This window comes from Acinetobacter sp. ANC 3929, assembly GCF_000369405.1.
GTDB lineage: Bacteria > Pseudomonadota > Gammaproteobacteria > Pseudomonadales > Moraxellaceae > Acinetobacter.
Window position 1 is genome coordinate 458,161 of sequence record NZ_KB849994.1, and the last position, 26,266, is coordinate 484,426.

Consider the following 26,266-nt stretch of genomic DNA (forward strand, 5'->3'; position numbering starts at 1 on the left):
AAAGGGATAGTCATGAAGTTAGCATTCTGGAAAAAGGAAAAAGATACTAAATTTGTTACTGAAATTAATTTGGTAGACAGTGTAATAACGCCTTTACAATACGATGAAGTTGGATTGCTCTATACTTATAAACAAAATGCTAAAAATGATGCAGACTTTTATTGGCAAAGCCTAGAAGAAGAAGATATCGCTTATCGTATTGATGGGCAGTATGTATTGCCTTGGGAGGATTTTTTTCAACTTCAACAAGATCCTGATCATTCGAATGTACTTCCTTTATTAAATTTGCCCAAGCAAACAAAGTTGTATCCAGTTCTTCGTAGTGAAGGGGGGTTAAGCAACTCTGATTTTAAAATTATTCTTGATGGGTGGCGTGACCAAAATGGAATTAAACTTAAAGGGATAAAACGAGGAGGTGCAGTACTTGACGTTGAAGGTGAAGAGCAGTTAATAGATGAAATAACTTGGAAGCTAGTTGAGAAAATAAAAGAGTTTTCTCGGTTAGTAGATAAAAATTATAAACAAAATCAAAAATATTGGGCACAAATACGAAGCTTAGCTAATCGTAGTCAAGCAAATCTAGATGATTTTCTGAAAAAAACAGTGGTACTTGCACCTGAAAAATTACAATTAAATTTGCGTAAAAATGAGATTAGCACAGAGTCAGTTGTTGAAGTACAACCAGATTTTGAGGAGGCACCATCAAACTGGCTACAAGTATTTGATAAATATAATCAAGTGCAAGACCAGTACAGTATAAGTTTACCTGATGGTGGGATAGCTCATGTAGTTATTGATCCTCAAGTAAAAAATGTACTCAATGAAATTAAAAAAATGCCGAATAGGCGAGTATCTGGTGAGCGTGCACAAACTTTTTTACATAACCCTTTTGCACAATTAGGGGATGATGCCTCAGAGGTTATTTCTCCTGAAAGTTTTGAGCAATCCAAGCAAGAAGCAAAAATTTATAGTTATAGTTTGCAATTAGATAAACGATATAATGAGGTAGGGCATTATGTTTCTTCTCATCTGCATCTTAATGAAAATTCAGATCGTGATCAACAACCTATAATATTAGAGCTCGTTAATCTAGAACAAACAAAATATTTTATTGATGCTTTTGATAAGCCCTCACCAGTTTTCCTTTGGGCAGGTTATGCAATAGATAGAACAAGCTATCTTGATCATCAAATTCAAGATCTTAAAAGTGACATATTAGAAATTCAAAAATTCCAAGATGAATTGCAAGCTAAACAAATACTAGATTTATCAAATTATAGTGAGCGTGTGATTGGTATTGGGGAGGCTCAAAAGTTAAATCCAGGATTTGTCCAAAAAGACAGTGGTGAATCAGTATGGTTACCGCAACATTTGGTGGAGCTAGAGCAGCACTTACAAAAGAGCTCTGAAGATCAAACATTTCAATTGCTTGAGCAGCTTATAAAACAGGCTGAACAAGTAGGCAAAGCTCGTGTTGTAATTCCAAATACAGATACTGAAGTTTCTATCGATGAAGCCAAGGAATTATTAAATAAATTAAAAACTTCCAAAAAAAATAGTCTTTTAGAGCTGGAAAAAGAGCCTTTAGAAAATCTTCAGAAAAAAAAGAAAGATACTTTGCTTATCGCAAGTAATATTGAAGAAGCAGAATTCACTAAACAAAGAATGGAACTGCTAACTTTGGATAAGGTAAGTTTTCCACCACCAAGATTACCTTCAAGTTTTAGAAAGCAGGAATTTAGTTTAAAGCAGCATCAAGAGTATGGTATTTCATGGTTGCAGAATCTCTATCAATATGCACCAGAAAATGTGAGTGGTTGTCTCCTGGCTGATGACATGGGGTTAGGTAAAACACTTCAATTGTTGTGCTTTATTGGTGAGTATTTAGAAACTGCAAAACAGAAAAAGCCAGTATTGATCGTCGCTCCAGTATCTTTGCTTGAAAATTGGGAGGCTGAAGCAAATCGTTTCTTTAGTGCAAAATTTGCAAAAATTCTAAGTTTGTATGGAGAAAATTTAAAAGATCGAAAAATTCCTAAACTTTTGATTTCTGCTCAACTTCGTGAAGATCATGGAATTACAAATTTACTTGAGGAAGATTGGCTAGGCGATACAGATATTGTATTGACGACTTATGAAACTATGCGTGATCTAGAGTTTTCTTTAGCACGAGTTGATTGGTCAATTATGGTGTGTGACGAAGCACAAAAAATCAAAGTACCTACAGCCATGGTCACAAAAGCAGCTAAAGCTCAAAAAGCTGATTTTAAAATTGCTTGTACTGGAACACCTGTAGAGAATTCCTTGGTAGATCTTTGGTGTTTGTTTGATTTTATACAGGAAAATTTACTTGGATCATTAAGTGCATTTAATAAAACGTATCGTCGCCCGATTGAAAGTGGTGAAAATGCAGATAGCCAATTATTAGAGCAACTACGTGAGTTGATAAAACCACAAGTTCTTAGACGTATGAAGAAAGAAGTAGCTGATTTACCGAATAAAAATGAAGTTAGTGATTGTAAGAAAATTGGAATTTCAATGCTTCAGCGTCAATTATATGCTGAAGTAATTAATCGTTATCAGAAGTTATCTACTGAAGGTAATCAAGGGGCAATGTTAGCATCATTGCACAGCATGAGGATGATCTGTGCACATCCTTTACAAATTCGTCCTGATGCTTCGATTCAAGATTCACCTAAAGTTGATTGGTTAATAAAAACCTTAGAACAAATCAAAGCAAAGAATGAAAAGGTAATTATTTTTACTGAATTTAGGGATATTCAGGTTTTTCTCAAACGTATTCTTTTAGAAAGGTTTGGGTTGAATATTACTACTGTTAATGGTGATTCAAGTACAAGCAGTAAAAAAGGTTTATCACGTCAAAATTTAATCGATAAATTTCAAAATACAGTTGGCTTTAATGTCATTATTTTATCCACTGTTGCTGTGGGTTTTGGTGTGAATATACAAAAAGCTAATCATGTTATACATTACACGCGGAGTTGGAATCCTGCTAAGGAAGATCAGGCAACTGACAGAGCGTATCGTATAGGGCAAGACAAAGAAGTATTTGTTTATTATCCATCCATATCGGCTCATGATTTTGATACATTTGAAATTAAGTTAGATTACCTTTTATCAAGTAAGCGTGCTCTTGCAGATGACATGTTAAAACCAAGTACTGATTTAACTAAAGAGTTGAGTAAATTAATCTAGGGTAACTCGAGCTAATATTCTTTAAGATTTGACCAAAACCCGGAATTAAAATACTTCATAGGCTCATTTACTATTCTAATTCATGCTACATAATCAATTGTTTTAGCTAGGCTTTGGTTAGAGTTATTTTTACATTCCACATATTGTAGTTTACTGTAGCTGATTTAAAAAATTGTGAATCGATTGATCTTTGTTCAGTTATTAAGGTAGGTTTTTTTCTGACTAAAAAGCGAGTTTATCAGATGCGAATTTGTACTTTAGGCAACAGAAAAGGATATTCATATTAAATATATTCAACCTTTCAAGTTGCTATTAGCTTAACCTGATACCTCGTATTTCTTCCTCCTCCTTCAAGTTTCACAATACAGCCTTTTTCGAGTAAATCAGTGAGATGGCGAGTTGCAGTAGCTCGACTGACTTTCGCTACTTTCTGATACTGGGATGCACTTATTCCGTGCACAAAACCATTCTCCCCTCCATCAAGTAGTCGATTTAAAACTTTGCGTTGTCCTTCATGCAAATCCAATTCTGAAAAAACCTGCCAAAATGTACTTTTAAAAAGAGTTCTTTCAATACGCTCTAATGTCTGCTCAAGGCTTTCATTAAGTGCTTGTAAAAACCAAAGTAACCAGTCAGTAATATCAGAACCACTTTTTTGAGTGGCTTCAAGAATTTCATAATAGCTTTTACGCATATTTAAAATGATAGGTGACATCGCATATAGACGAATACTTTGCTGATCCATTTGAGCTAGAGCTAAGTCAGTCAGTGTACGTGTAATACGTCCATTACCATCATCAAAAGGATGGAGTGTCACAAACCATAGGTGAGTAATACCAGCTCGAATCAATGGATCAAGCAGACTATCGTCTCTACTGTTATTAAACCATTGTATAAATTCATTTAAACGTTGTTCTAAACCTTCTCGTGGAGGAGCTTCAAAATGCACTGTAGGGTAGTCCATCCGTCCAGATACTACCTGCATAGGTTCATGTCCACGTAATTGACCGATTCGAATACGCTGTGTTGTCCAGTCACTTTCATTGAATAGCCATTGGTGCCACTGAAATAATCTTTCAGCAGATAGGTCTTGTTCAAAGTTATTTAAGGCATCTAGCATGATATTGGCTAGACCATCTGATCGTTCTGAGCTTGGATAGGGTTGTTCTAGTGATACACCTAAACGCTTTGCTAAAGATGATCGAAGTGAATAAACATTGAGAGTTTCATTCTCAATCGCTGAAGATGAGACAAGATTGGCAATCAGGTTGTCTAAGGTAAGGTGGTCTTTTTCTGGGTTATATTGGCTTTGCCCAAGTAGAATTCCAACTTTTTGATGAATATGTCTGGTGAGTGGAAGAATCTTTTCCTCTTTCCATGTAAAGGTTGTCCAGTCAGGCTGTTTCCAAATCCAGTCATCATACATATTTGGCCATTCCTTGAAGTAGTTAGAAATAGGAGTGAGCAGATTATAGTGTATATTTGACTCAATAAATGAGTCAAATAAAATTGTGATTCAGCTCATCTAATTATTCAATCTAATGACTTATTTTGTGGGCATAAAAAAGATGGTGTAGGTTGCTTGAATGATTTTGAAAAAGTGTAGGTTGTTGTATAGGTTTTGAAATTTTGTTAAAAATTTATGTTATAAATCAATGTAAAGGTATTTATGCATCATCGGCGTATGAGATGAAAGATCAGCCATGATTTCAGCGCTATTCATTTATGTTAAATCCTTAAATTTAAATAATAAATAAGTTTAATTCTAAAGCTCAGCTGCCTTACTAATGCGAACAGCCAATGCACAATTTCGACTTGAATGAAGAAAGAAGTATACCTTTCTGTGTACTTCTTTTCTGTCAAAATCGAGTCAACAGTGTATGAGAAATTGAATGATTTACTCAGTATGATCATCTTAACAAATTGAGAAAGATTCACAAAAAGGAATCCATGACGTGTGAAGAAATAAACAACAAAAAAAGTTGCTCAGTCAGCTTTTATAATAGAAAAGTTTTAGCGCATGAAAAAATGGCTATGGATCGTCAGTGATGTAACACATGAATTTGAAGCTCTTGAGGTGGAGGAGATCCAAACAGAACATATTCATTAATGTAAAAAATTGCATTTTTAAATATTTCAGAAGATTGGAGGCGCTTAGTTGTTCTAATCACTTCCAATCACATATTTTAAAAGAGCGAAAATTAGAAATACTTCAGCAGAGTGATATGTTTATTTCTATGTTTAAATTCAGAAAATTTATAAACAAGAGGGTACAGTAATACACTGAGGACAATAGCAATCGTCCAAAGCGTTGAAACGCTTTCTACACCGTAATATTCGCCATAATTTGTACCAAAAATATTGACAGCAATAAGGTATAAAACTTTTAACACATATAAGTGGACGATATAAAAAAACATGGGCACAGAGCCAAATACAATGAAAGGTTTAACCCAATGCTTATTTTCAACTTTGTGCAATAAAACTAATAGAATCAGTCCAATACCTACATTGAAGAGCGTGAATAGAAGTGAAGGTGGGTATTTAGTAAGATTTATAAAACTCATCGCAGTATCAGTAAATGAAGGCATCGAAATCCAAGCTTGATCGCCATAAAAATTCAAATACCGTAAAAGAACAAAGGTTCCGACACTCGCTAGACCAAAGCTGAGTAATATCTGGTTCTTCTGATGCATTGTTTTGGATTGATGAAATACTGTTGTACCAATGCAGTATCCTAGTGTAATGATACCGATCCAAGGCAAAACAGGATAAGAAGTCCTAAAACGAATGACATCTCCAAAAATAATCCAGCCTCTTTCATGGAGGATTAACCACAAGTGATGCAGAATTGGAGCATTTTCAAATGAAAGATGATCGAGTAAGTTGTGACCAAAAATGATCAGCAAGCTAATGAACCAAAGCAATTTTTTTGGTAACCCAATGAGAGCTGCTAGAGCGAGCATGCTAATACCAATTGCCCATATGACTTGTAAATAAACAACGTCAGGCGGGAAGGTTCCAGTCCATGCAAAGTTAATGACAATTAATTCGAGGAAAATTAAGAATAATCCCCGCTTTAAAAGAAACTCTCTTGTCATCGCTAGATTATTCTTAGCTTGATAAAGATAAGCGGATAACCCAGTTAAAAGTACAAAAACAGGTGCACATAAGTGTGCCAATATTCGACTTAAGAAAAGCGGGTCTTCAGTATCTGGGACAAGCATTGGATCAGGTACTTGATAGTGAAGGTAAAAAGTTTCTCTAACGTGATCGACCATCATGATTAAGATAACCAAACCTCTAAGAGCATCAATTGCTTGTAAACGTTGAGAAGATATAGACATAAATTAAGTAAGAAATTAATGGTATGTTATAATGTATCATATTGTGATTTAAGATCGTTTAACAAACAATAATTAGTTTCGAGAGAGAAGATGAGGTAGATATAGTTGAGGCGTTTTATATGGCTGAGTTACTGCAAAAGTAATAGGCTTTACGATATTTAAAAGTGCTTGTTGCGGCTAGCCTGGGCTTTGAGTTTTTTGTTTAATTCCGATTAGATCTTATATTAAATCAATGTGATTAGCACCTAACAGCGAAATAAGAATGTTAAGCCTTATGATGAGGTGTAATAGCGTAAAAATTTACGCAAATTTTACGCGGCCAATTTTTTAAGTTTATTAAAATACACTTTGCAATCGTTCTTATGGATAGGTTAATGGGTTTCTTTAATACGTCTGATCAAAGCAATCATTTTCATAACATGCTTCTTAATAAAAAAGACATATTCAATGGTTATAGCGTAGAAATGCTGGCTGAAAAGTACGTAGATGCACCGAAAGAAATACAGCAGATTATTGTTCAGATTCTTAAAGAGAGAGGGTATTCTTCACAAGAAATAGAGCATATGCTTAAACAAACGAATGAAAAAAGTTTTGTCCTATAAACGCTAAAGAAAACTAAATATGCAGAGTACTACAAAAAAAGCAGCATTGCCTGCCACAGCTTTGGCAGCCCTCGGGGTCGTGTTTGGAGATATTGGAACAAGCCCGCTATATGCATTAAAAGAATCCTTCCATGCCGCCCATGGTTTAGGCATTCAACCTGATAATGTCTTAGGTATTTTGTCTATTATTTTTTGGTGTTTAATGCTGATTATAAGTATTAAATACATCGCTATCGTCATGCGTGCTGATAATAATGGTGAAGGCGGGATCATGGCATTATTAGCATTGAACCTGCGTAAAGCGAAATTATCAGATACAAAAAAGATCTATCTCATCGCAATCGGTTTTATCGGGGCATCTTTATTTTTTGGAGATGGGATCATTACTCCAGCAATATCTGTTCTTTCTGCGGTTGAAGGCTTGTCCATTGCGACCAATGTGCTTGACCCCTTTATTTTGCCGATCGCGATTGTGATCGTAACCACGCTATTCATCATGCAAAAACATGGTACAGCCTTTGTGGGTAAGTTCTTTGGACCCATCACCTTAGTCTGGTTTCTGTCACTTGGTATTTTAGGTATTGCCAGTGTAGTACAGACACCTGTTGTACTGGGGATGGTCAGTCCACATTGGGCAATACAGTTTATTTTTACTCATCCTGTACAGTCTTTCTTTATTATGGGGGCAGTGGTATTAACGGTCACTGGTGGAGAAGCACTCTATGCGGATATGGGACACTTTGGTCCACGACCCATTCGTTTTGGATGGTTCAGTGTCGTGTTGCCTTGCTTGGTCTTAAACTATGCAGGCCAAGGTGCATTATTACTGCGTAACCCAACCGCGATTGAAAACCCATTCTATTTGTTGGTGCCAAGTTGGGCGCTCTACCCGATGATTATCTTGGCGACGATGGCAGCGGTAATTGCGTCACAGGCGGTTATTTCTGGGGTGTTCTCATTGGCACGCCAAGCCATTCAATTGGGCTATTTACCACGATTAAGTATTAAACATACGTCTGACTCAGAAGAAGGGCAGATTTATGTGCCTTTTCTAAACTGGTTATTGTTGATTGCAATTTTAATTCTGATTTTAATTTTTCAAACCAGTTCAAACCTTGCCAGTGCTTATGGTCTAGCTGTGACATTAACCATGCTGTGCGATACGATTTTGGTTGCCGTCTTTATTTACTATGCTTGGAAATGGAGCCTGCCAAAGGTATTTCTCCTTATTATTCCATTCTTCATTCTTGAGTCAGTTTTAGTTGCGGCTGCATCTTTAAAAATATTCGCAGGCGGTTGGGTGCCATTATTAATTGGCGCTGTTGCAATGGTTATTCTAATGACTTGGAAGCGAGGTCGTGAACTTACTTTTGCCAAGCTTGAACATGACACCTTATCGCTCGATTTATTTTTAAGAAGTATTGGTGATAATGTGCATCGTGTACCTGGTGATGCAGTATTCCTAACAGGTACGCCGAATGTGGTTCCACATGCCATGTTGCACAATATTAAGCATAATAAAGTGCTACATGAGCGTAATATTCTGGTGACTGTGGTGATTGAGGATGTCCCGTTCGTTCCACAAGAACAACGGATTGGTGTTGAAACTTTAGATAATCATTTTTATCGGATCAAAATTTTCTATGGCTTTAAAGACGAGCCGAATGTACCACGAGCATTGGCTCAAGCTTATGAGCAGCTAGAGTTTGAATATGATTTGATGCAGATTAGTTTCTTTATCTCACGCGAACGTATCATGCATAGTGTCGGGGATGGGATGGCGCCTTGGCGGGAACATCTCTTTATTTCAATGCAACGTAATACCAGCCCTGTCAGTGATTTCTACCAAATTCCTACCAATCGAGTGGTAGAGTTGGGTAGTCAGATTGAAATTTAAAAAAATGACATGCTCAGTTTTTTCTGAAGTGGCGGTAAAAGCCTCCACTTCATTTTTGCTGTAGAAACATTGGATAATAAGTCCTATATCGAGACTGTTTTATTTTCTAATAAATGGCCTGAATTGGTTTTATAAAGAGTCTTTATTGTTTTTTGGTTGCGTTTAATGTGTAACAAATTATTCAAAATTTAATTAAACTACAAACTTGAAATCTACATATCATATTGATATTTAATTTTTTTTATTATTTTGTTTAGCTTATATATGATTCTTAAAAAATTAAACTCAATTCTGAAAGATTAGGCATAATCGGAGCAACTATTGTAAAAAAGGTCTATATACATGGATCCCTCGTCGGGTAAAAAATTAAAGTACAATTTCATAACTCCTTGTTTTTGTAAAAGGAGTAAATAATGGAATTTTTATTAGATCCAGGGATTTGGGTAGGTTTGCTTACTCTGATCGTTTTAGAGATTGTTTTAGGAATTGATAATCTCGTCTTTATTGCCATTTTGGCAGACAAACTTCCTCCTTCACAACGTGATAAAGCCAGAGTCATTGGTTTATCTCTCGCATTGATTATGCGCTTGGGCTTGTTGTTCGCCATTTCTTGGTTAGTGACATTAACGAAGCCGCTTATTTTTATCTTTGATTGGTCTTTTTCTGGTCGTGATCTCATCCTTTTGTTTGGTGGTTTATTTTTACTGTATAAAGCCGTCAGTGAATTGCATGAGCGGATGGAAGGAAAAGCTGAAGTCAAAATTACCACCAATGTTGTGTATGCAAGCTTTACTGCAGTCGTAGCACAGATTGTAGTGCTGGATGCAGTCTTCTCATTAGACTCGGTGATTACTGCCATCGGTATGGTGGACAATATCTACGTCATGATGGTGGCGATGGTCGTGGCCATGCTGGTGATGCTACTCGCTTCTAAACCATTAACTGAGTTTGTGAATCGTCATCCGACCGTCATTATCCTTTGCTTAAGCTTCTTACTGTTAATTGGTATTAGTTTGATCGCGGAAGGTTTTGGTTTCCACATTCCTAAAGGTTATATCTATTCGGGTATTGGTGTCGCGATTGTGATTGAAGCGTTCAATCAGTTTACACAGCGAAATAGATCCAAACATGAGTCGAAGATCCCTTTGCGTAATCGAACTGCAGATACGATTTTAAAGCTGATGGGTGGCAAGGCAGAAACCACTGCGGTCAATCCGCTGCAACATTTGGAAGCGCAAGATACCTTTGATGATCAAGAACGTTACATGATTGGTGGCGTATTAATGCTGGCAGAACGATCTGTGGCATCAATTATGACACCACGCAGTCAAATTTCTTGGATTAACATTGATGAACCGCCAGAGAAAATACGAGAGCAGGTTCTATCTGTACCCCATAGTTTATTTCCGGTATGTCGAGGTAGCTTAGATAAGGTTCTGAGTGTCGTTCGCGCCAAGGAAATTTTGGATGTGCTGGATGATGAAGCGCAATTAAAATCTTTGATCAAAGCACAGCGCCCGATTTTTATTTTCGAAAAAATGAAAGTGATTGATGTGATCAATACACTGCGTACATCGAAAGGTTCACTGGTATTAGTTAATGATGAGTTTGGAAATGTGCAGGGTGTAATTTCGCCGTTAGATGTTTTTGAAGCGATTGCAGGTGAATTTCCAGATGCAGATGAACAACTTGAATTGATTCAAGTGGATGAAAGCATTTGGAAAGCTTCAGGGACTTTAGATCTGTACCAACTCGAGTTACAGCTGGGCGTTGATTTAGTCGATGAAGAGACGGGTTATATTACGGTGTCTGGACTTATTCTAGATAAAAGTAATGGCTTAGTGGATGTTGGTTCAATGTTGGATTATCAAGACTTACAGTTTGAAGTGGTTGAGATGGAGAGCAATCGCATTAAAACCGTTATGATTCGATTAAAGTAAATCATCTTGCTCAAAGCACGGTTCATAGTTTGATAAAGTTTTGAACTTGAATGCAACGAAGCTGAGCAGAAGGGGTAGTTTGTCATCGGCAAACTGCTCCTTTTTTAAATATACAAGAAGTAAAATAGTGAACATCGAAGGCCTTTAACAGCTATGATTGCTGATAGAAATAGATAATGACAGTCTTAAATTGGACGCTTAAAAATGAAGAATATCCTTGTGGCATTTTCTTTCTTGATTCAAATGTCGAGCTATAGTCTAGCCAATGACTCAACAGGTTATGTCGGCACGGGTGGAGTTGCATATCTCAAAAATTCGCATATCGCGATGCAAAGCGAAGACTTATTTATTAGTAAAAAGCTGATTAAGGTTGATTATCTGTATAAGAATTTAAGTGCTAAAGATGTCACTGAAACCATTTTATTTCCATTACCACGTATTGATAACTTCTTTGAGGCAGATTTTGCCCAGACTGAACAGCTTTTAAACAGTTTTAAGATCATTGTCGATGATAAAAATATAAAACCAGAACTACATGTACGCACCTTTATCCAGAAAGATGAAACGTCTCCGCTGATTGATGCAACAGATGTATTTAAACAATGTGGTTTTACTGAAACAGAAATGCTGAACCCTTGGATGCGTAACAATGATAACGCTGCCTATTATGTCAATAAATTAAGGCAATGTAAGCAGCCAAAAATGCAGAAGATCTTGGCGGATTTTAAACAAGATGAGGAGATTCCATGGTCTGCTCAAGTGGTCTATAGTTGGAAGCAAACCTTTAAGGCGAATGGTTTAACCAAAATTCAGCATCAATATCGACCTTTGGTGGGTGGTTCTGTTGCGCTATATCCTGATGAATACAATCAGAACTTTTGTATGGACACTCAATTTAAACAGGGCTTAAAAAAAGCCAGAGCTGAACATTCACCTTTTAATGCATTGAGCTATATTCTGACCACAGGTGCTAATTGGGCTAAACCGATTGAAAATTTTAAGTTGACCATTGAGCGTGATAAAAACGAGTTGGTCTCTTTTTGTTGGAATGGCAAAGTCGAAAAAATTAGTCCAACTCAATTTCAAATGACCAAGCGCAACTTTGTTCCTAAACAGGATCTAGACATTATCTTTGTAAGGGTGAAATAAACTACTCTGAAAATAAGTTTGAAGAAAAATCAATAAATAGATAGCTTAATCAGGGTTTTCCCTTTCATACTATATGAGTTGAGAGGGACGTGTAACTCAGGATTGAACGTGAATTTAAAGAATCTGGAAGCATTTTATTGGGTTGTGATGCTAAATAGTTTTAACAAGGCTGCGGCAAAATTACAAACTACTCAGCCTGCGGTATCACAAAAAATCACTGCTCTTGAAAATGACTTAGGATTTAAAGTCTTGGATCGAAGCTTTCGTCAGCTCAAACCGACGCATAAGGGCATGACTTTGTTCAAATATGCTGAAAAGTTGATGCGCTTGGAAACTGAACTCATTGCAGAATTAACAGACAATCAGCATCTTACAGGCACAATTCGCTTGGGTGTTTCAGAAACGATTGTCTATACATGGCTAGTGGAATATATCGAAAAGGTACAGCAAGAATATCCAAAAGTTTCAGTCGAAATTGTGGTTGATCTGACACCTAATTTACAGGAAGGTGTCCGTACAGGTGATCTGGATATGGCCTTTTTACTCGGACCAACTTTGGCGTTTGAATGTATTGAACAGGCACTGTGTAATTTCGAATTGAGCTTCTTGGCTTCGCCTTCATTTAAAGGCGGTGTTGGACAAATGTCATTTAAAACTTTGATGTCGCACACGATTTTAACCTATCCAAAAATTACCTACCCCTATAAAGAGCTCAAGGCAAAAATGAAGGAACAGGGGTTAGATGAGCCGCTTTCCATAACCAGTTATTCTTTAGCCACACTGTTACGTTTGGCTGAGCAAGGTTTAGGTATTGCTGTGGTACCGACCTTAACCGCTTTAAAAGAAATCACGGATGGCAGATTAGAAATATTAAATACCCCCATTCAGTTAAAGACTTTTCATTTTACTTCGATTTACATTCAAGGCAACGATTCAGCTTTAAAAGAAAAATTAACTGATGTTGCCGTGATGGTGTCCGAAAGTGCGATGCAACGACTGAATGGACAAATCAAAAAATAGAGGCTTATTTGCTTACTTCCCAGTATATTTCTCTGCTGCAGAAAAGGTTGTTTATTGGAGAAGCCATAAAAGCAGCTTATGGAACGTGATAAGTAAAATTTATATTGAAAAGTTTTAAAAATAAAAATTAAATAAATTCATGGTCTTAGTTTTATTTGTTTCTATAGAAAGTCGTATTGTTCAGCAAGCTCGCTTATGTTTTCATTTTAAATAGAAGATTTGATGACCCTGCACTTTGTGGGAGAACAGGGAATCTTTGTTATTTAAAGGGATTGAAAAAGATCATTTGTAGAAATGGTGTTTCTGGATCAAGTTAAAAATAGCGTTATGAAGCTCAAATGGATGAGGAACGCATTAATATGTCTTTACTGAAATCTTCTTTTCTATCAGATCGCCAATGGGCCATTGTTGCTTCGATTTTTATGATGGCAACCTCGGCAATGGGACCAGGATTTTTAACCCAAACGGCTGTATTTACGGTGAAGTTAGGTGCTGCATTTGGTTTTGCCATTTTAGTTTCCATTTTGATTGATTATGTGGTGCAGCAAAATATTTGGCGTGTGGTGACCCTCACGCAAATGCGTGCATCTGATATTGCCAATAAGGCTTTACCAGGCAGTGGTTATTTACTCGCATTTCTGGTCATTTTAGGCGGCTTTTTCTTTAGCATTGGGAATATTGCAGGCGCGGCTTTAGGTCTGAATGCACTATTTGGTCTGGATACCAAATGGGGGGGAATTCTGAGTGGTGCCTTGGCGATTTTGATTTTTGCTTCAAGAAAGGCAACGCTTGCGATGGATAAAAGCATGATCGTGTTGGGATTGCTGAAAATCATACTGATTATCATCGTGGCGGTGATTGTGATGCCTCCTGTTGGACAAGCAGTACAACAAACCTTTGCACCAAACCAAATTGATTTTGCCATTATTACCACGATTGTCGGTGGTACGGTGGGTGGTTATATCTGTTATGCGGGTGCGCATCGTCTACTCGATAAAGGTGCAGTTGGCCCTGAAAACATTGATGAAGTTGCGAAAGCTGCGACCAAAGGCATTGTTGTCGTTGGTATTATGCGTTATGTACTATTTCTAGCCTTCTTAGGCGTGGTGGTCAGTGGTGCAAGCATTGATCTCGCCAGTCATAATGCCAATCCAGCTGCACAGGCATTCCAGTATGCAGCAGGTACATTGGGCTATAAATTATTTGGTTTGATTTTTTGGGCAGCAGGTATTAGTAGCACCATTGGCGCAGCATATACTTCAGTTTCATTCTTTACTGCATTTAAAAAGAATTTAACGCCAAAACAAAGCAATTACACCACCATCACCTTCATTGCCTTGGCCTTATTACTCTATGTGGTCTTGGGTGCAACCCCAGCAGGGTTGTTAATTTTCGTAGGTGGTTTTAATGGTTTGGTGTTGCCGATCGGACTTACCATTTTCGTCTATGTTGCAGCATGCCGCAAAGATTTAATGGGGAATTATGACTATCCAGAATGGTTAATTCTTCTAGGTGGCTTAACCTGTTTGTTGACGTGGTGGATGGGCTATATGTCGTTTACAACCGTGTTTAACTATTTGACCAAGCTGTAAGCCAGATGACTGTGAATTGATAAAGGAATAATGCCATGTTTGTAGATTTAAATAGTGATTTAGGCGAAAGCTTTGGTTCATGGAAAATGGGCAATGACGATCAGATTTTGTCTGTGCTGAGCAGTGCCAATATTGCTTGTGGCTTCCATGCTGGTGACTCACTCGGCATTTTAAAAACAGTGCGTAAAGCAGTTGAGCTGGGTGTGACTATTGGCGCTCATGTGTCTTATCCAGACCTTGTTGGTTTTGGTCGCCGTAATATGGATGTGTCACGTGACGAACTGATTGCCGATGTGCTTTACCAAATTTCTGCACTCGATGGCTTGGCGAAAGTGGCAGGCTCAAAAGTGCAATATGTTAAACCACACGGCGCACTTTATAACACCATTGCGCATGACCATGTTCAGGCAGCAGCCGTTATTGATGCGATTAAAATGTACAACCCTCAACTGGTTTTAGTGGCTTTAGCAGGGTCGAACTTGGTCGAGCAAGCACGAGCTGCTGGCTTAAAAGTCGTGTCTGAAGCATTTGCAGATCGTGCATATAACAGCGATGGTTCACTGGTGTCTCGTCGTTTAGAAGGTGCTGTTTTACACGATTCGGCATTTGTGGCGAGCCGTGTGGTTTCAATGCTTAAAAATGGTGGGGTCGAGTCAATTGACGGTGTCTTTACGCCAATTCAAGCCGACACCATTTGTTTACATGGCGACACAGATGGTGCGCTAGAGATGTCGGCAGCCATTAAAGCCGAGCTTGTAAAAAACAAGATTGAAATCCGCCCATTTGTAAACAAAGCATAAGGATGAGCACATTGTATAAAGATATTAAAGTCGACCAAGCTCAACTTGAAGCCGCTTTAGATGCGCGTTTAAAAATCCGTGCAGGTTTTGATCAACCGACAGCAGGTATGGCGGCTGGCATGACGCAGGTCAACATGATTTCGGTGCCAAAAGAGTGGGCATATGACTTTTTGCTCTATGCACATCGTAACCCACAAAGCTGCCCAGTGCTTGATGTGCTCGAAGAAGGCATTTATGCAACTCAGCTTGCAGTAGATTCAGATATCCGCACTGATTTTCCGCGTTATCGCATTTGGAAAGAGGGTGAAATGGTGGATGAAGTGACCGATGCGAGCGAGATTTATAATGCCCATCCTGATTTGGTGACTTTCTTGATTGGTTGCAGTTTTTCATTTGAAACCGCTTTGCAAGAAGCGGGGATTGAAGTTCGCCATATTCATGACGGCACCAATGTACCGATGTATTTGAGTAATATACAGTGCCAGTCAGCAGGACGTATTTCAGGAAATATGGTGGTTTCCATGCGACCAATTCCTTCGCATCAAATCAGTGAAGCGGTAAAAATTACATCGCGTATGCCCAGTGTACATGGTGCGCCTGTACATATTGGCCACCCTGAAAGTTTAGGAATTTCAGATGTAAATAGGCCTGACTTTGGCGATGCTTCTCGTATTGAAGCGGGTGAAATTCCAGTGTTTTGGGCATGTGGGGTCACACCACAAGCGGCAGTGATGAACTCAAAAATTCCTTTTGCGATTAGTCATGCACCGGGTCATATGTTGATTACCGATATTCCTGACCGTGCTTGGATGGGCTGAGTGGGCTAAAGAACAATTAAAAGGATAAGCAAATGCGTTTTTTATCGGTAAATGCCGATTGTTTCCTGATTGAGCTTGCGAGCCTCGAAGAAACCTTGGCGTTGTACAATAAATTGCAAAATACGCAATTGAATGGAATTAAAGACTTAGTCCCTGCTGCAAAAACAATTTTGGTTTTTTTTAACGAGATCGAAACTGACTTTAAAACACTGGTTGCTTCAATTCAGAGCCTAGAATTTGATTCAGGGTTTGAGCGTAGCAGCCAAGAAGTAATTGTGCCGATTCGTTACGACGGTGAAGACCTTGCACAGGTTGCTGAGTTACAAGGGCTGTCTGTAGCCGATGTGATTAGAAAGCATCACCAAAGCGTGTGGAATGTGGCTTTTATTGGTTTTGCACCGGGCTTTGCTTATATGAGCAGTCCCGACAGACCTTTTACTGATATTCCACGTTTAACGGTTCCACGTAAAAAAATACCGTCAGGCTCTTTGGGCTTGGCTGGAAAATACTCTGGTATTTACCCGAAAGACAGTCCAGGTGGCTGGCAGCTGATTGGTACAACATCGGAAAAAATGTGGGATTTAGCGCGTAAAAATCCTGCGTTGTTGTTACCAGGCATGACTGTTCATTTTGAGAATGTTACGCATCGCCCAATAACTGTGAATGTACCGCAGCAAATTACGCGTAAGGTTGAACCGAAACAATCTGTGCCACTGTTTACGATTACTGCACCAAGTTTACAGATGCTCATTCAAGATGAAGGGCGATTCAACCAGACCAATATTGGGGTTGGGGTCGCAGGTGCAATGGATTTGTCTGCTATGCAAAGTGCCAATCGTATTGTAGGTAACCCAACCGATACACCCATCATTGAAGTTTTAAATGGTGGCTTAAAGGCCAAAATGCAGCATGCAGGTGTTCTTGCAGTTGCAGGTGCCATGTCAAATATCCGTGTGAAATTTGCCGACGGTCAAACCATAGACTTTGCAAGCGATCAGCCGATTGATCTAGATGAAGGTGATGAATTTCAGATTCTACCACCTACAAAGGGGTTGAGAAATTATCTTGCCGTTCGAGGTGGCATCGATATTGAACCAGTGCTCAATAGTGCTTCATTTGATAGTTTGGCGGTGTTAGGGCCAGAACCTTTAAAGCTCGGAGATACCATTTACCAAGGACAGGTTCAAGCAGCCAACATTAGCGTAAATGAAGTGGGCAAAAGTGATTTGCCACAAACTGGTGAATTGGTCGAGTTAGATATTGTGATGGGGCCACGTACCGACTGGTTTGAACAAGACAGTATTGAACTGCTCTGTCAGCAAGAATGGTTGGTGACCAATGAAAGCAATCGCATCGGGCTCAGATTGTCAGGTAAGCAACCTTTAACTCGCAAAATTACCCATGAACTGGAAAGTGAAGGCGCATGCATTGGTGCCTTGCAGATTCCACCGAGTGGTCAGCCCGTTTTGTTTATGAATGATCATCCTTTAACGGGCGGATATCCAGTCATTGCTGCTGTTGCCAAGCACCATTGGGACTTGGTGGCACAGACTCCAGCAGGTTGCCGTATCAAATTTAAAAAAATTGCCGAATTTACAGATTTTGAGAATAAATGATGAATACAGAAAAATTACTGATTGCGAATCGTGGTGAAATTGCCGTTCGTATTATTCATGCTTGCCGTGATATGGGAATTGCATCGGTCGCGTTATATGCAGATGACGATATGGGTAGTCTGCATGTCGAACTTGCAGATGAAGCATGGGGCTTGGCTGGTGCGACTGCCAGTGAAACCTATTTAAACATTGCTGCCATTATTGAAATTGCAAAGAAATCAAAAGCGACTATGGTGCATCCAGGTTATGGCTTTTTATCTGAACGTGCCGAATTTGCCCAAGCAGTCATTGATGCAGGCTTAAAATGGGTGGGGCCGTCACCAACTGCCATTGAAAAACTGGGCGATAAAATTGAAGCGCGTAAAATTGCCGCTTCGGTTGGAGCTCCGTTAGTTCAAGGTACGCAAGTCCCACTTAATAATGCAGAGGAAGCTTTAGCATTTGCCAAGCAATATGGTTTGCCGATTGCGATTAAGGCGGCATTTGGTGGCGGTGGTCGTGGTTTAAAAGTTGCATGGAAACTCGAAGAAGTCAAAGCGCTTTATGAGTCCGCAGTGCGAGAAGCGAAAGCTGCTTTCGGCCGTGGTGAATGTTTTGTTGAGCAATACCTCGATCAACCTCGTCATGTCGAAGCGCAAGTGATTGCCGATCAACATGGCAATATTGTGGTACTCGGCACACGTGATTGTTCATTGCAACGCCGTAACCAAAAGCTAGTCGAAGAAGCACCAGCACCATTTATTAGTGATGAGATTTATCAGCAAATTTTAACCTCGGCAAAAAAAATTTGTCAGGCCGCAAACTATGTGGGGGCGGGAACAGTTGAATACTTACTGAGCCGCGATGGCAAGCTGTCATTTTTAGAAGTAAATACCCGTTTGCAGGTTGAGCATCCCGTGACCGAAGAAACAGCAAAAGTCGATTTGGTGGTTGAGCAAATTCGTGTCGCGCAAGGCCATGAACTTTCGATTAAAGAGACACCTACAGTTCAAGGTCATGCTATTGAGTTTCGTATTAATGCTGAAGACCCAGCACGTGGTTTTATTCCTGCATTTGGTATATTGAGTTTGTTTGAAGCACCATTTGGTCATGGGGTGCGCGTCGATACAGGGGTTCGCACTGGGTCCTTGGTCTCTAGTCATTTTGACTCGCTGATGGCAAAACTGATCGTGACGGGTCCAACCCGTGAGGTTGCGATTGCGCGTGCAAAGCGTGCTTTGCAGCAATTTAAAATTGAAGGTGTCGCCTCAGTTCTAGACTTTCATCGTGCAGTCTTAAATGAGCCTGATTTTAGCAATGAGTTTAAAGTACATACCCGCTGGATCGAAAATGACTTTAAACAAGAGTTAAAGCCGACCAAACGTGGTATTCCAAGCCATCAACAGCCGATGTTGCTGAGCTACATTGAAATTGATGGCAAATTACATCGTTTAGGTTTACCTGCGGGTATGTTTGCACAAGGTTCTGTAACAACGGTAACTCCAGCAGTATCTACCGAACCGGAAATAAGAGTTGAGCATTTACTTGCACCCATTAATGGTGTGATGAGTGCCTGGAAAGTTGCACAGGGTGAACAGGTCACAGAAGGACAAGTGGTTGCCATTATGGAAGCCATGAAAATGGAGGTGCCTGTGTTGGCACACCGTAGTGGCATGATGAAAATCGAAGCAGAACAGGGGGCTACTTATCAAGCGGAATCAATTATTGGGGTGATTGAGTGATACTTGAAATACCTCTTTATTCCTGAAATGAAACAGTAAAACGAATAATAAAAGAGGCAGGGATTTGCCTCTTTTATTATGTCTATCGAATGAAGAGTTATTTAAGTTCGTAGTCAGCTAAAAGACCTTCATGGTTATAGTGCAGAACAATATTTTTGGAATGTTGAATTTTTGATAGCTCATCCATGGGAATCAAAAAGCCCTCAGCCAGAATCGAATGTGTCACATTATTGATGGTGATTTTTTTCGCCTTACGATATCGCAACCAGTTATAGCTTGCCCATAACAGCAGAGAGGTACAACAGACTGCGACCATGAGTGCGAGCCAAAAGAAATTATGCAGCTGTACACTCATCTGCTCTGCAAAAATATAGTTTTTAATCAGTTTGCCTTGATATAGCCATAAAAATATTGCCAATAAGGGTAAAAATAATAGGGTCCAGAGTGCCCAGCCAATTCCTTGCAGCAAATAATGTGCGCCTTTATTTTTCACATAGCTGTGTTGATCAATATATTCAGGGATATCGAGTTGTGATACGTCCTCAATGATATTCAATTGTTGTTTGTTCATTCTGCCTCACCTTTAAAACCACGATCTGGACTGACCCATCTCGCTCTTTTTTTACGTGTAAATAACGCTTTTGGAACCGCAACCACGGTTGTCATTGCTCCCAGCATCCAAAAAAACAAGGGGTACCAAATGACCCAAAAATAATTTCTAAAAAAACGATTTCCGTCATATCGCTTGTCGATGAACAAGCTAACAAAAAATTGAATTAGACAGGTGATTGCTAAAATGACACCGTACCACTGGGGGAATAGAGACTTAATGTGCCATTCTGCCGATAGAGGAATAAATAACCCGATGAAAAATAGAATGATGATCAGAAAAATGACATATGCCCAGATCATGCTGATGATTGCTTCAAGGGCGACAGGCCACATTCTGAGTGCTGAAATTTTAAAGAGCTTGGGCAGGTAAGTTTTGATGACTTCGACACCACCTTGAGCCCAGCGCAATCGTTGCTTCCACAAGCCTTTAAATGTTTCAGGCATATAGATGTAACACAGGGCATTAGGAACATAGTGAATATCCCATTCTGCAAGTTGCAGTTTCCATGAGATATCAATGTCTTCGGTGATTTTATCATCTGACCATAAACCGACTTGCATGAGTGCTGTTTTTCGAAAGCCAGCAATGACACCTGAAACTGTAAAAATACGTCCATAAGTACGTTGAGCACGTTTAATTAAGCCAATAATTGAGGAAAACTCTCCCACCTGTAATTTCCCTAAAATACTTGAGCGGTTTAAAATCCGAGGATTCCCAGTCACTGCACCAACCTGATTAAATGCGGTCAGTTGATGCATCATCCAAATGGCCGCATGTGGATGCAATAAAGCATCTCCATCAATACAAATCAGATATTCATATTGGCTCACCATCATGCCAGAACGTAAGGCAAAGGCCTTACCCTGATTTTCTGCCAAATGAACGACCCGTAAACTTGGATGTTCAAGCATCAGTTCATCCAAAATCTTTGCAGTGTTATCAGCACTACCATCATTGACAGCGATGACTTCAAATTTTGGATATTGTGTTTGTAGCGCGAAACGTATGGTTTCTCGAACTTGATCTTGTTCATTAAAACAAGGAATGATAATGCTGCATCCTTGCTCTGAAATTGCAGGTAATCTGTCTTGCTTATATTCACGTTTAAAGTAGAACCATAATCCACCAACCATCCATGTCCATGCCATGACCAATGGATAGAGAAAAGCAAATAAAAAAAGGGTTTCCATTAGGGTCATGGGTGTGCTCCATTTACGTGTTGATTGATAAATGGATTGCGATAACTGATCGGGCTCTCATTTAAACTGAGTGGTGTAAATAATTGTTCATGCACCGCTTTTGCATTATCAAAGCGGTAATTGCTTAAAACCAATTTTTGGATTCCATGTCTTTGTAAGTTTAAAAACTGTTGTCGCAGGATCTGTAACTCCTTTGCAGAAGTCTGGTCTTGGTTCACTAAGGTGACCATCAGTCTGGCTTTTTCTGCGGCCGTTAAATAATCAACTTGCGCTATAAATTTTTGATACGTATTTAGATTACTCAGACTATCTATTTCAATATTTAGTAATGATACGAAGGGCAGATAGGTTTTAACAATTTGCGCTAAGCCCTGATCTGTTAAATCAGAGAGTGAGAGTTGTAGCGTTAAATGAAAGGGATTACTTTGGTTGAGATAAGGTGTGACAGCCGCTTTGACCTGTTGGGTTAGCTTTAAAATTTGAGCTTCTTTTTCCAGACAAACTGAGTTCACAACAGTGCTATAACGACAAGCAAGTTGTTGATCTGTTTTTAAAATAATGCCATCCAGATTGGGATTATTTCGAATCAGGTCTCTACTTAAATCGACTGCTAAATGAGTTCGCTTCAGATCGGGGAAGATCGGCATTTGTGCATAAACCCGATGGAAAACCCGCGTTCGTGTTTGCCAATGAGTACGACTTAAAATATCTTGAGCCAGTTTTAGATGGGTTGTTGGAAAGTAGGCTTGATCCTCGGTATTTTCCTTTTGATTGGTCAAGGCATTAACGATTAAGGTATTGGTTCTTAATGCACTTAAATTATTTAATAAATCGCCTAACTGCTGATTGTATAACGTGTTGTCCTGTGAAAATTGAGCCAAGTCAAATTGTAAACCTCGTATCGGGTCATAATCTTGACGTTGACCGTACTCCATAAAGCCTGTGAGTTGTTCACGTAAATTTTCCGCCGTTGGATTATTCGAAACAATGCCGCGTTGAAAAGTCGCATCATTGGCATTGTTTAATTTTTCAGTTCCCAAACTAAAAGACAGCGGAAAACCTGCCTGATTGGCAATTTGAGTGACTTGTTGGTTGACCGCACCATAGGGCCAGATGATTGCAAGCGAATCTATTCCTAATTTCTGTTGTAAGACCTGCTTGGATTTCACTAAGTCGTTGTAGATGCGTTGGTTATATTCTTGTTCAGATTCATAGCGTTGTTTGCTTGGATCATATTGTCGAGTCAAAGCCGCAGGTTTTTCATTTTTCTGTATATTGGCCAGTACACCTTTATGCAAATCGTGGCTATGGCTAGCAAATTCAACTAAACCAGATTTTTGAATATCTTGCAGTTGTTTCCAGCTCATCAAATTATTTTGACCATAGGCTTCATAAGCGGCTTGCGTATTGCCCTCGGTCCAACTGGTGACCAAAGCAAAGACAACAGGGATTTGATATTGCTTGATTAATGGATAAACATGGCTATACCCACTCAGCGCCCCATCATCAAAACTAATCAGAACTGCATTTTTAGGCAATGGAGTCCCATGTTCCCGAGATGCCATAATTTGTTTTAAGGTAATTGGAGTCCATTCCGAACGTTTCAGCCATTCAAAAAATTGCACTAAATTTTGAGTATTAATGGCATAAATATCTTTGTCACCATTCTTGCGTACATCGTCGCGGACATCATGAAAGGTCAGGCTAACAAAATGATGAGCATCAAATTTTACTTGCTCTGATGCAAAACTGTGCATAGGAAGGAGAAATACGCATGCAGAGAACATTTTAAAAATATTGAAAAACGTCATTAGAATCGCCCCCCAAAACCGAACAGGGCATAAGTTTGTTTTTCATTGATGCCATCATAGGGATGTTGTCTCCAACCAATGCCATAATGCAGTGCCCAGATCCTTGACAATTGCCATTCATGTCGATATTGCGCATCAAAAATGGGCTTGGAGCCATAATCTTGTTGGTGAAACATCCCCGCATTGATCGAGAAATTTTGATTGAAGTGACGTTCGTAATTTCGCCAAGTCAACCAGTCATGGCTCAAGTTGATCGCCAAGCTATAACTTTGTTTAGGACTAAAATAAGCAACATTATCTAAATAATTTTTCCCTAAAAATGTTGAAAAACCAGCTTGTGTAGTGTGATGAGCGGTTTGGAAAACACGTTGGTTGTAGTTTGCAAAAAAATCATGGCGCTTATTACCATCACTGATATCCGTGTAACTATATCCAGCATTGGCTTGTCGGGATTCATTTTGTTGCCACCGAACTCTAGCAGCATAAGATTTGCCATTTTCACCTTGATCAATGGCTTGTAAGGGAATATTGGCTTGGGTGTTGATGGATAATGCGTATTGCCAGTAATCATTGAGTTGATGTGACCATTCCGCTGTTAAGCCTTGACGCTGCCCGTCAAGATTTTGAGAGGCAACCAGTGCCAAAGTTTTACCTTTGTCTTGCCATTCTAGTCCCAAACCAAAGCGTTGCTCTTGTAAGTTTCCATCTGCATATTTTCCCCAAATATCCTGATGTTCAACAAATATCCGATAATTGTCTGCAAGCCATGGTGAATATAGCGAGGTATTGGACTCGCGATCACGTGTCCCTTTGAGTGATTGTAATAACTGGTTTTGCTCTGCACGGCTACGTGAAAAGCGGCTTTCATGGATGATACTGGCATGATTGCGATCATCTAATTCTTTATTACTTTTGATGACACTACTATCACTAGGGTAGTTTTTGATAAGTGCTTGGGCTTGATTGCGCCAAGACTGGATATCACCAATGGCCTGAGTATTTTGCATGTTATTGATACGTGTGTATTTTGAGTGAGGTTCTAAACCATTTAAGCGGTCAATGCTTTGTTGGGCTTGACGAGGATTTTCTCGCCAACGTTGGATCTTGGCTAAATCGTTTAAATATTGAGCATTATTCGGAGTTTTGCTGACGATCTGATTGAGATATTGTTCAGATAAATCTAATCGATTCCGATAAGCCATATCTAATGCAACTAACGATAGATATTCATTTCGATCTGGGTGGACATTCTTATCGATGCCTTTGGCTTCACTATATTCATATGTGGGAATCAGTTCATCAATCACGATAACCAGTGTATGTGCATCTTTATATTTTTCTTGTTCAATCAATGAGTAATAAAGAGATGTATAGAGACTAACATCAGGATAGTTCTTTTCAGCCAATAAGCTGCGATAGATCTTCTCAGCTTCGGCTGGTTGTTTATTTGCAAGGTATGCATCTGCAATGGCATGGCGCGTATATACTGGCATTTGTTCAATTGGCGGCAAGGAGACTAGTTTTAAAATGCTAAAAAATTGTTGTTTTTTGCCTCGATAATTTAGAGCGTAGAGATAGTCATAATAGAAACGATTGAACATAGGTTGATTGGTTGGAATTTGCTGGGAAATATGTTCAGCTTCGTTTAGGACTTGATCAAGTTGCTCAAAACTTCTGGCCTCACTTTCAGCACGTGAAGATAAATATTTTTGCTGTTTGATCGCTTCATTTACATTCTGTGAAAATTTTCCAATTCTATTTTGCCAAGCTAAATTCTCAGCATTCTCTTTGAGTTGATGCTTTTTGGAAAAATCGGTTGCCATGTCGTAACTGCCAAGAGCAACTAAAACATTGAAATACTCTTTTTGAATGGCGACATTGATGGGATATTGATGATAAGCCAGCTGAATTGTTTGTAAGGCATATGTGTATTGTCCCAATAGACGGTAAACGTATGCGACGATGCTCAACTGTTCTGCATCCATCTCTGCTGTATCAAGATTTTTTAATATCTTTGCTGCTTCAACCAGTTGCTTATTTTCTGCACGTAATGCAGATTTTAGAATTGCAACTTTCATACGATTATGTATCTGATAAGGCTCAAATTTTTCGAGTAGAACTAATGCAGAATTAAACTGTTTTTGATCCCGTAAAAGTTTAACCGTCATGAGTTGAGCATATTCAGGATATAACTTTGGCTGAATTCGTTGGGTTAAATCGGTTAAGGTAGCTTTGGGGATAGCTTGAATCTGGGAGGCTGACAATAGGTAATCAGCTAGAATATTCTGTTGATCAGGATATTGTTGTAACAACGATTCAAGGGTTGTCAAACCTTGTGTTACTTGTCCATTTTTAATTTGATAAATAGCTTTTTCTCTTAAAAAATCAGATGTATGGGCATGTGACATATTCGCAATTAATAGAAACAATAGACTGGCTGGGAAGAGTGGCTGAGTTTTTTGCATAAAGTGTTTGGGTTGTTAATTATTTCTCTTTTTTATTTTAATATGTGATTTAAATCACATATTGTCTTGCTTATGTACAGCTATGCTGATTGATCTTTAATTTAATAAGTTTATATCTATCAATATTTTATTTATTTTTTAAATTTCCACCTGCTGATATGGACATGTTTTTTTGTTTTTTCTATCTATGTGTTTGTGTATTTTATGTTTTGTATTCTAATGGCATAAATTGAGCAAGAAATTAATATTCAAATAAAGAAATTCTCATTACAGTAAATATCAAAAATATTGAGTTAAATTTAATTAAAAATATTTTTAAGTAAAATCATACAATTGTATAGAGCAATCTTTGTTTATATGTCAGATATCAATGAATGAATAATGAAAATAGATTGGAAATATAAAATAAATGAATCTATAGATTATAATTACAAAAAATACACTTACTAAATTTGAGATT

At 38.7% G+C, this 26,266-nt stretch carries 17 protein-coding genes; 11 read left to right on the top strand and 6 right to left on the bottom strand.

Features of this window, described 5'->3' with window-relative positions:
* The first annotated feature begins 12 nt into the window (after positions 1-12).
* Positions 13-3,216 carry a DEAD/DEAH box helicase gene (locus F909_RS17560; protein WP_005145634.1) on the top strand — a complete coding sequence of 1,068 codons (3,204 nt, stop codon included), beginning with the start codon at positions 13-15 and terminating at the stop codon, positions 3,214-3,216.
* Between the two features lie 301 nt (positions 3,217-3,517).
* Here the strand turns inward: F909_RS17560 and F909_RS17555 are convergent, their stop codons facing one another.
* Together F909_RS17555 and F909_RS17550 are read right to left on the bottom strand one after the other, a co-directional pair.
* Positions 3,518-4,642, bottom strand: a complete 1,125-nt coding sequence (locus F909_RS17555; RefSeq protein WP_005145636.1) for a Fic family protein — start codon at positions 4,640-4,642, stop codon at positions 3,518-3,520.
* Between the two features lie 775 nt (positions 4,643-5,417).
* On the bottom strand, positions 5,418-6,563 hold the full coding sequence (locus F909_RS17550) for an acetyltransferase domain-containing protein (protein ID WP_005145638.1): 1,146 nt from the start codon (positions 6,561-6,563) through the stop codon (positions 5,418-5,420).
* Positions 6,564-6,937: 374 nt separating this feature from the next.
* On the opposite strand from F909_RS17550, the gene F909_RS17545 reads away from it, so the two are divergent.
* From F909_RS17545 to F909_RS17500, 10 genes are all read left to right on the top strand, one after another.
* Complete coding sequence (locus F909_RS17545) at positions 6,938-7,165, top strand: hypothetical protein (RefSeq protein WP_005145641.1); 228 nt, start codon at positions 6,938-6,940, stop codon at positions 7,163-7,165.
* 19 nt (positions 7,166-7,184) lie between these two features.
* Complete coding sequence (locus F909_RS17540; protein WP_005145643.1) at positions 7,185-9,062, top strand: potassium transporter Kup; 1,878 nt, start codon at positions 7,185-7,187, stop codon at positions 9,060-9,062.
* Between the two features lie 413 nt (positions 9,063-9,475).
* On the top strand, positions 9,476-11,002 hold the full coding sequence (locus F909_RS17535) for a TerC family protein (RefSeq protein ID WP_005145646.1): 1,527 nt from the start codon (positions 9,476-9,478) through the stop codon (positions 11,000-11,002).
* 204 nt (positions 11,003-11,206) lie between these two features.
* Entirely contained in the window at positions 11,207-12,151 is a 945-nt protein-coding gene (locus F909_RS17530; RefSeq protein WP_005145652.1) for a DUF4424 family protein, read from the top strand.
* 108 nt (positions 12,152-12,259) lie between these two features.
* Complete coding sequence (gene mumR / locus F909_RS17525) at positions 12,260-13,171, top strand: LysR family transcriptional regulator MumR (protein WP_005145653.1); 912 nt, start codon at positions 12,260-12,262, stop codon at positions 13,169-13,171.
* Positions 13,172-13,509: 338 nt separating this feature from the next.
* Entirely contained in the window at positions 13,510-14,763 is a 1,254-nt protein-coding gene (locus F909_RS17520; RefSeq protein ID WP_085940846.1) for an NRAMP family divalent metal transporter, read from the top strand.
* A gap of 35 nt (positions 14,764-14,798) precedes the next feature.
* Positions 14,799-15,563 carry a LamB/YcsF family protein gene (locus tag F909_RS17515; RefSeq protein WP_005145661.1) on the top strand — a complete coding sequence of 255 codons (765 nt, stop codon included), beginning with the start codon at positions 14,799-14,801 and terminating at the stop codon, positions 15,561-15,563.
* Between the two features lie 2 nt (positions 15,564-15,565).
* Complete coding sequence (locus F909_RS17510) at positions 15,566-16,381, top strand: putative hydro-lyase (protein WP_005145675.1); 816 nt, start codon at positions 15,566-15,568, stop codon at positions 16,379-16,381.
* Between the two features lie 32 nt (positions 16,382-16,413).
* Positions 16,414-17,997 carry a 5-oxoprolinase subunit B/C family protein gene (locus F909_RS17505; RefSeq protein ID WP_005145676.1) on the top strand — a complete coding sequence of 528 codons (1,584 nt, stop codon included), beginning with the start codon at positions 16,414-16,416 and terminating at the stop codon, positions 17,995-17,997.
* Positions 17,997-19,718 carry an acetyl/propionyl/methylcrotonyl-CoA carboxylase subunit alpha gene (locus F909_RS17500; RefSeq protein ID WP_005145677.1) on the top strand — a complete coding sequence of 574 codons (1,722 nt, stop codon included), beginning with the start codon at positions 17,997-17,999 and terminating at the stop codon, positions 19,716-19,718. Before F909_RS17505 ends, F909_RS17500 begins: the two co-directional genes overlap by 1 nt.
* Positions 19,719-19,815: 97 nt before the next feature.
* On the opposite strand, the gene pgaD is transcribed toward F909_RS17500, so the two are convergent.
* Genes pgaD through pgaA form a run of 4 tightly spaced genes read right to left on the bottom strand, consistent with a single transcriptional unit; the run spans position 19,816 to position 25,806 of the window.
* Positions 19,816-20,289, bottom strand: coding sequence for a poly-beta-1,6-N-acetyl-D-glucosamine biosynthesis protein PgaD (pgaD, locus tag F909_RS17495; protein WP_005145684.1), 474 nt, complete (start codon positions 20,287-20,289; stop codon positions 19,816-19,818).
* Positions 20,286-21,530 carry a poly-beta-1,6-N-acetyl-D-glucosamine synthase gene (pgaC, locus tag F909_RS17490; protein WP_005145685.1) on the bottom strand — a complete coding sequence of 415 codons (1,245 nt, stop codon included), beginning with the start codon at positions 21,528-21,530 and terminating at the stop codon, positions 20,286-20,288. The genes pgaD and pgaC overlap by 4 nt, the downstream gene beginning before the upstream one ends.
* Positions 21,527-23,341, bottom strand: a complete 1,815-nt coding sequence (pgaB, locus tag F909_RS17485) for a poly-beta-1,6-N-acetyl-D-glucosamine N-deacetylase PgaB (protein ID WP_005145686.1) — start codon at positions 23,339-23,341, stop codon at positions 21,527-21,529. Before pgaB ends, pgaC begins: the two co-directional genes overlap by 4 nt.
* Positions 23,341-25,806, bottom strand: a complete 2,466-nt coding sequence (gene pgaA / locus F909_RS17480) for a poly-beta-1,6 N-acetyl-D-glucosamine export porin PgaA (RefSeq protein WP_005145687.1) — start codon at positions 25,804-25,806, stop codon at positions 23,341-23,343. The genes pgaB and pgaA overlap by 1 nt, the downstream gene beginning before the upstream one ends.
* Between the last annotated feature and the right edge of the window lie 460 nt (positions 25,807-26,266).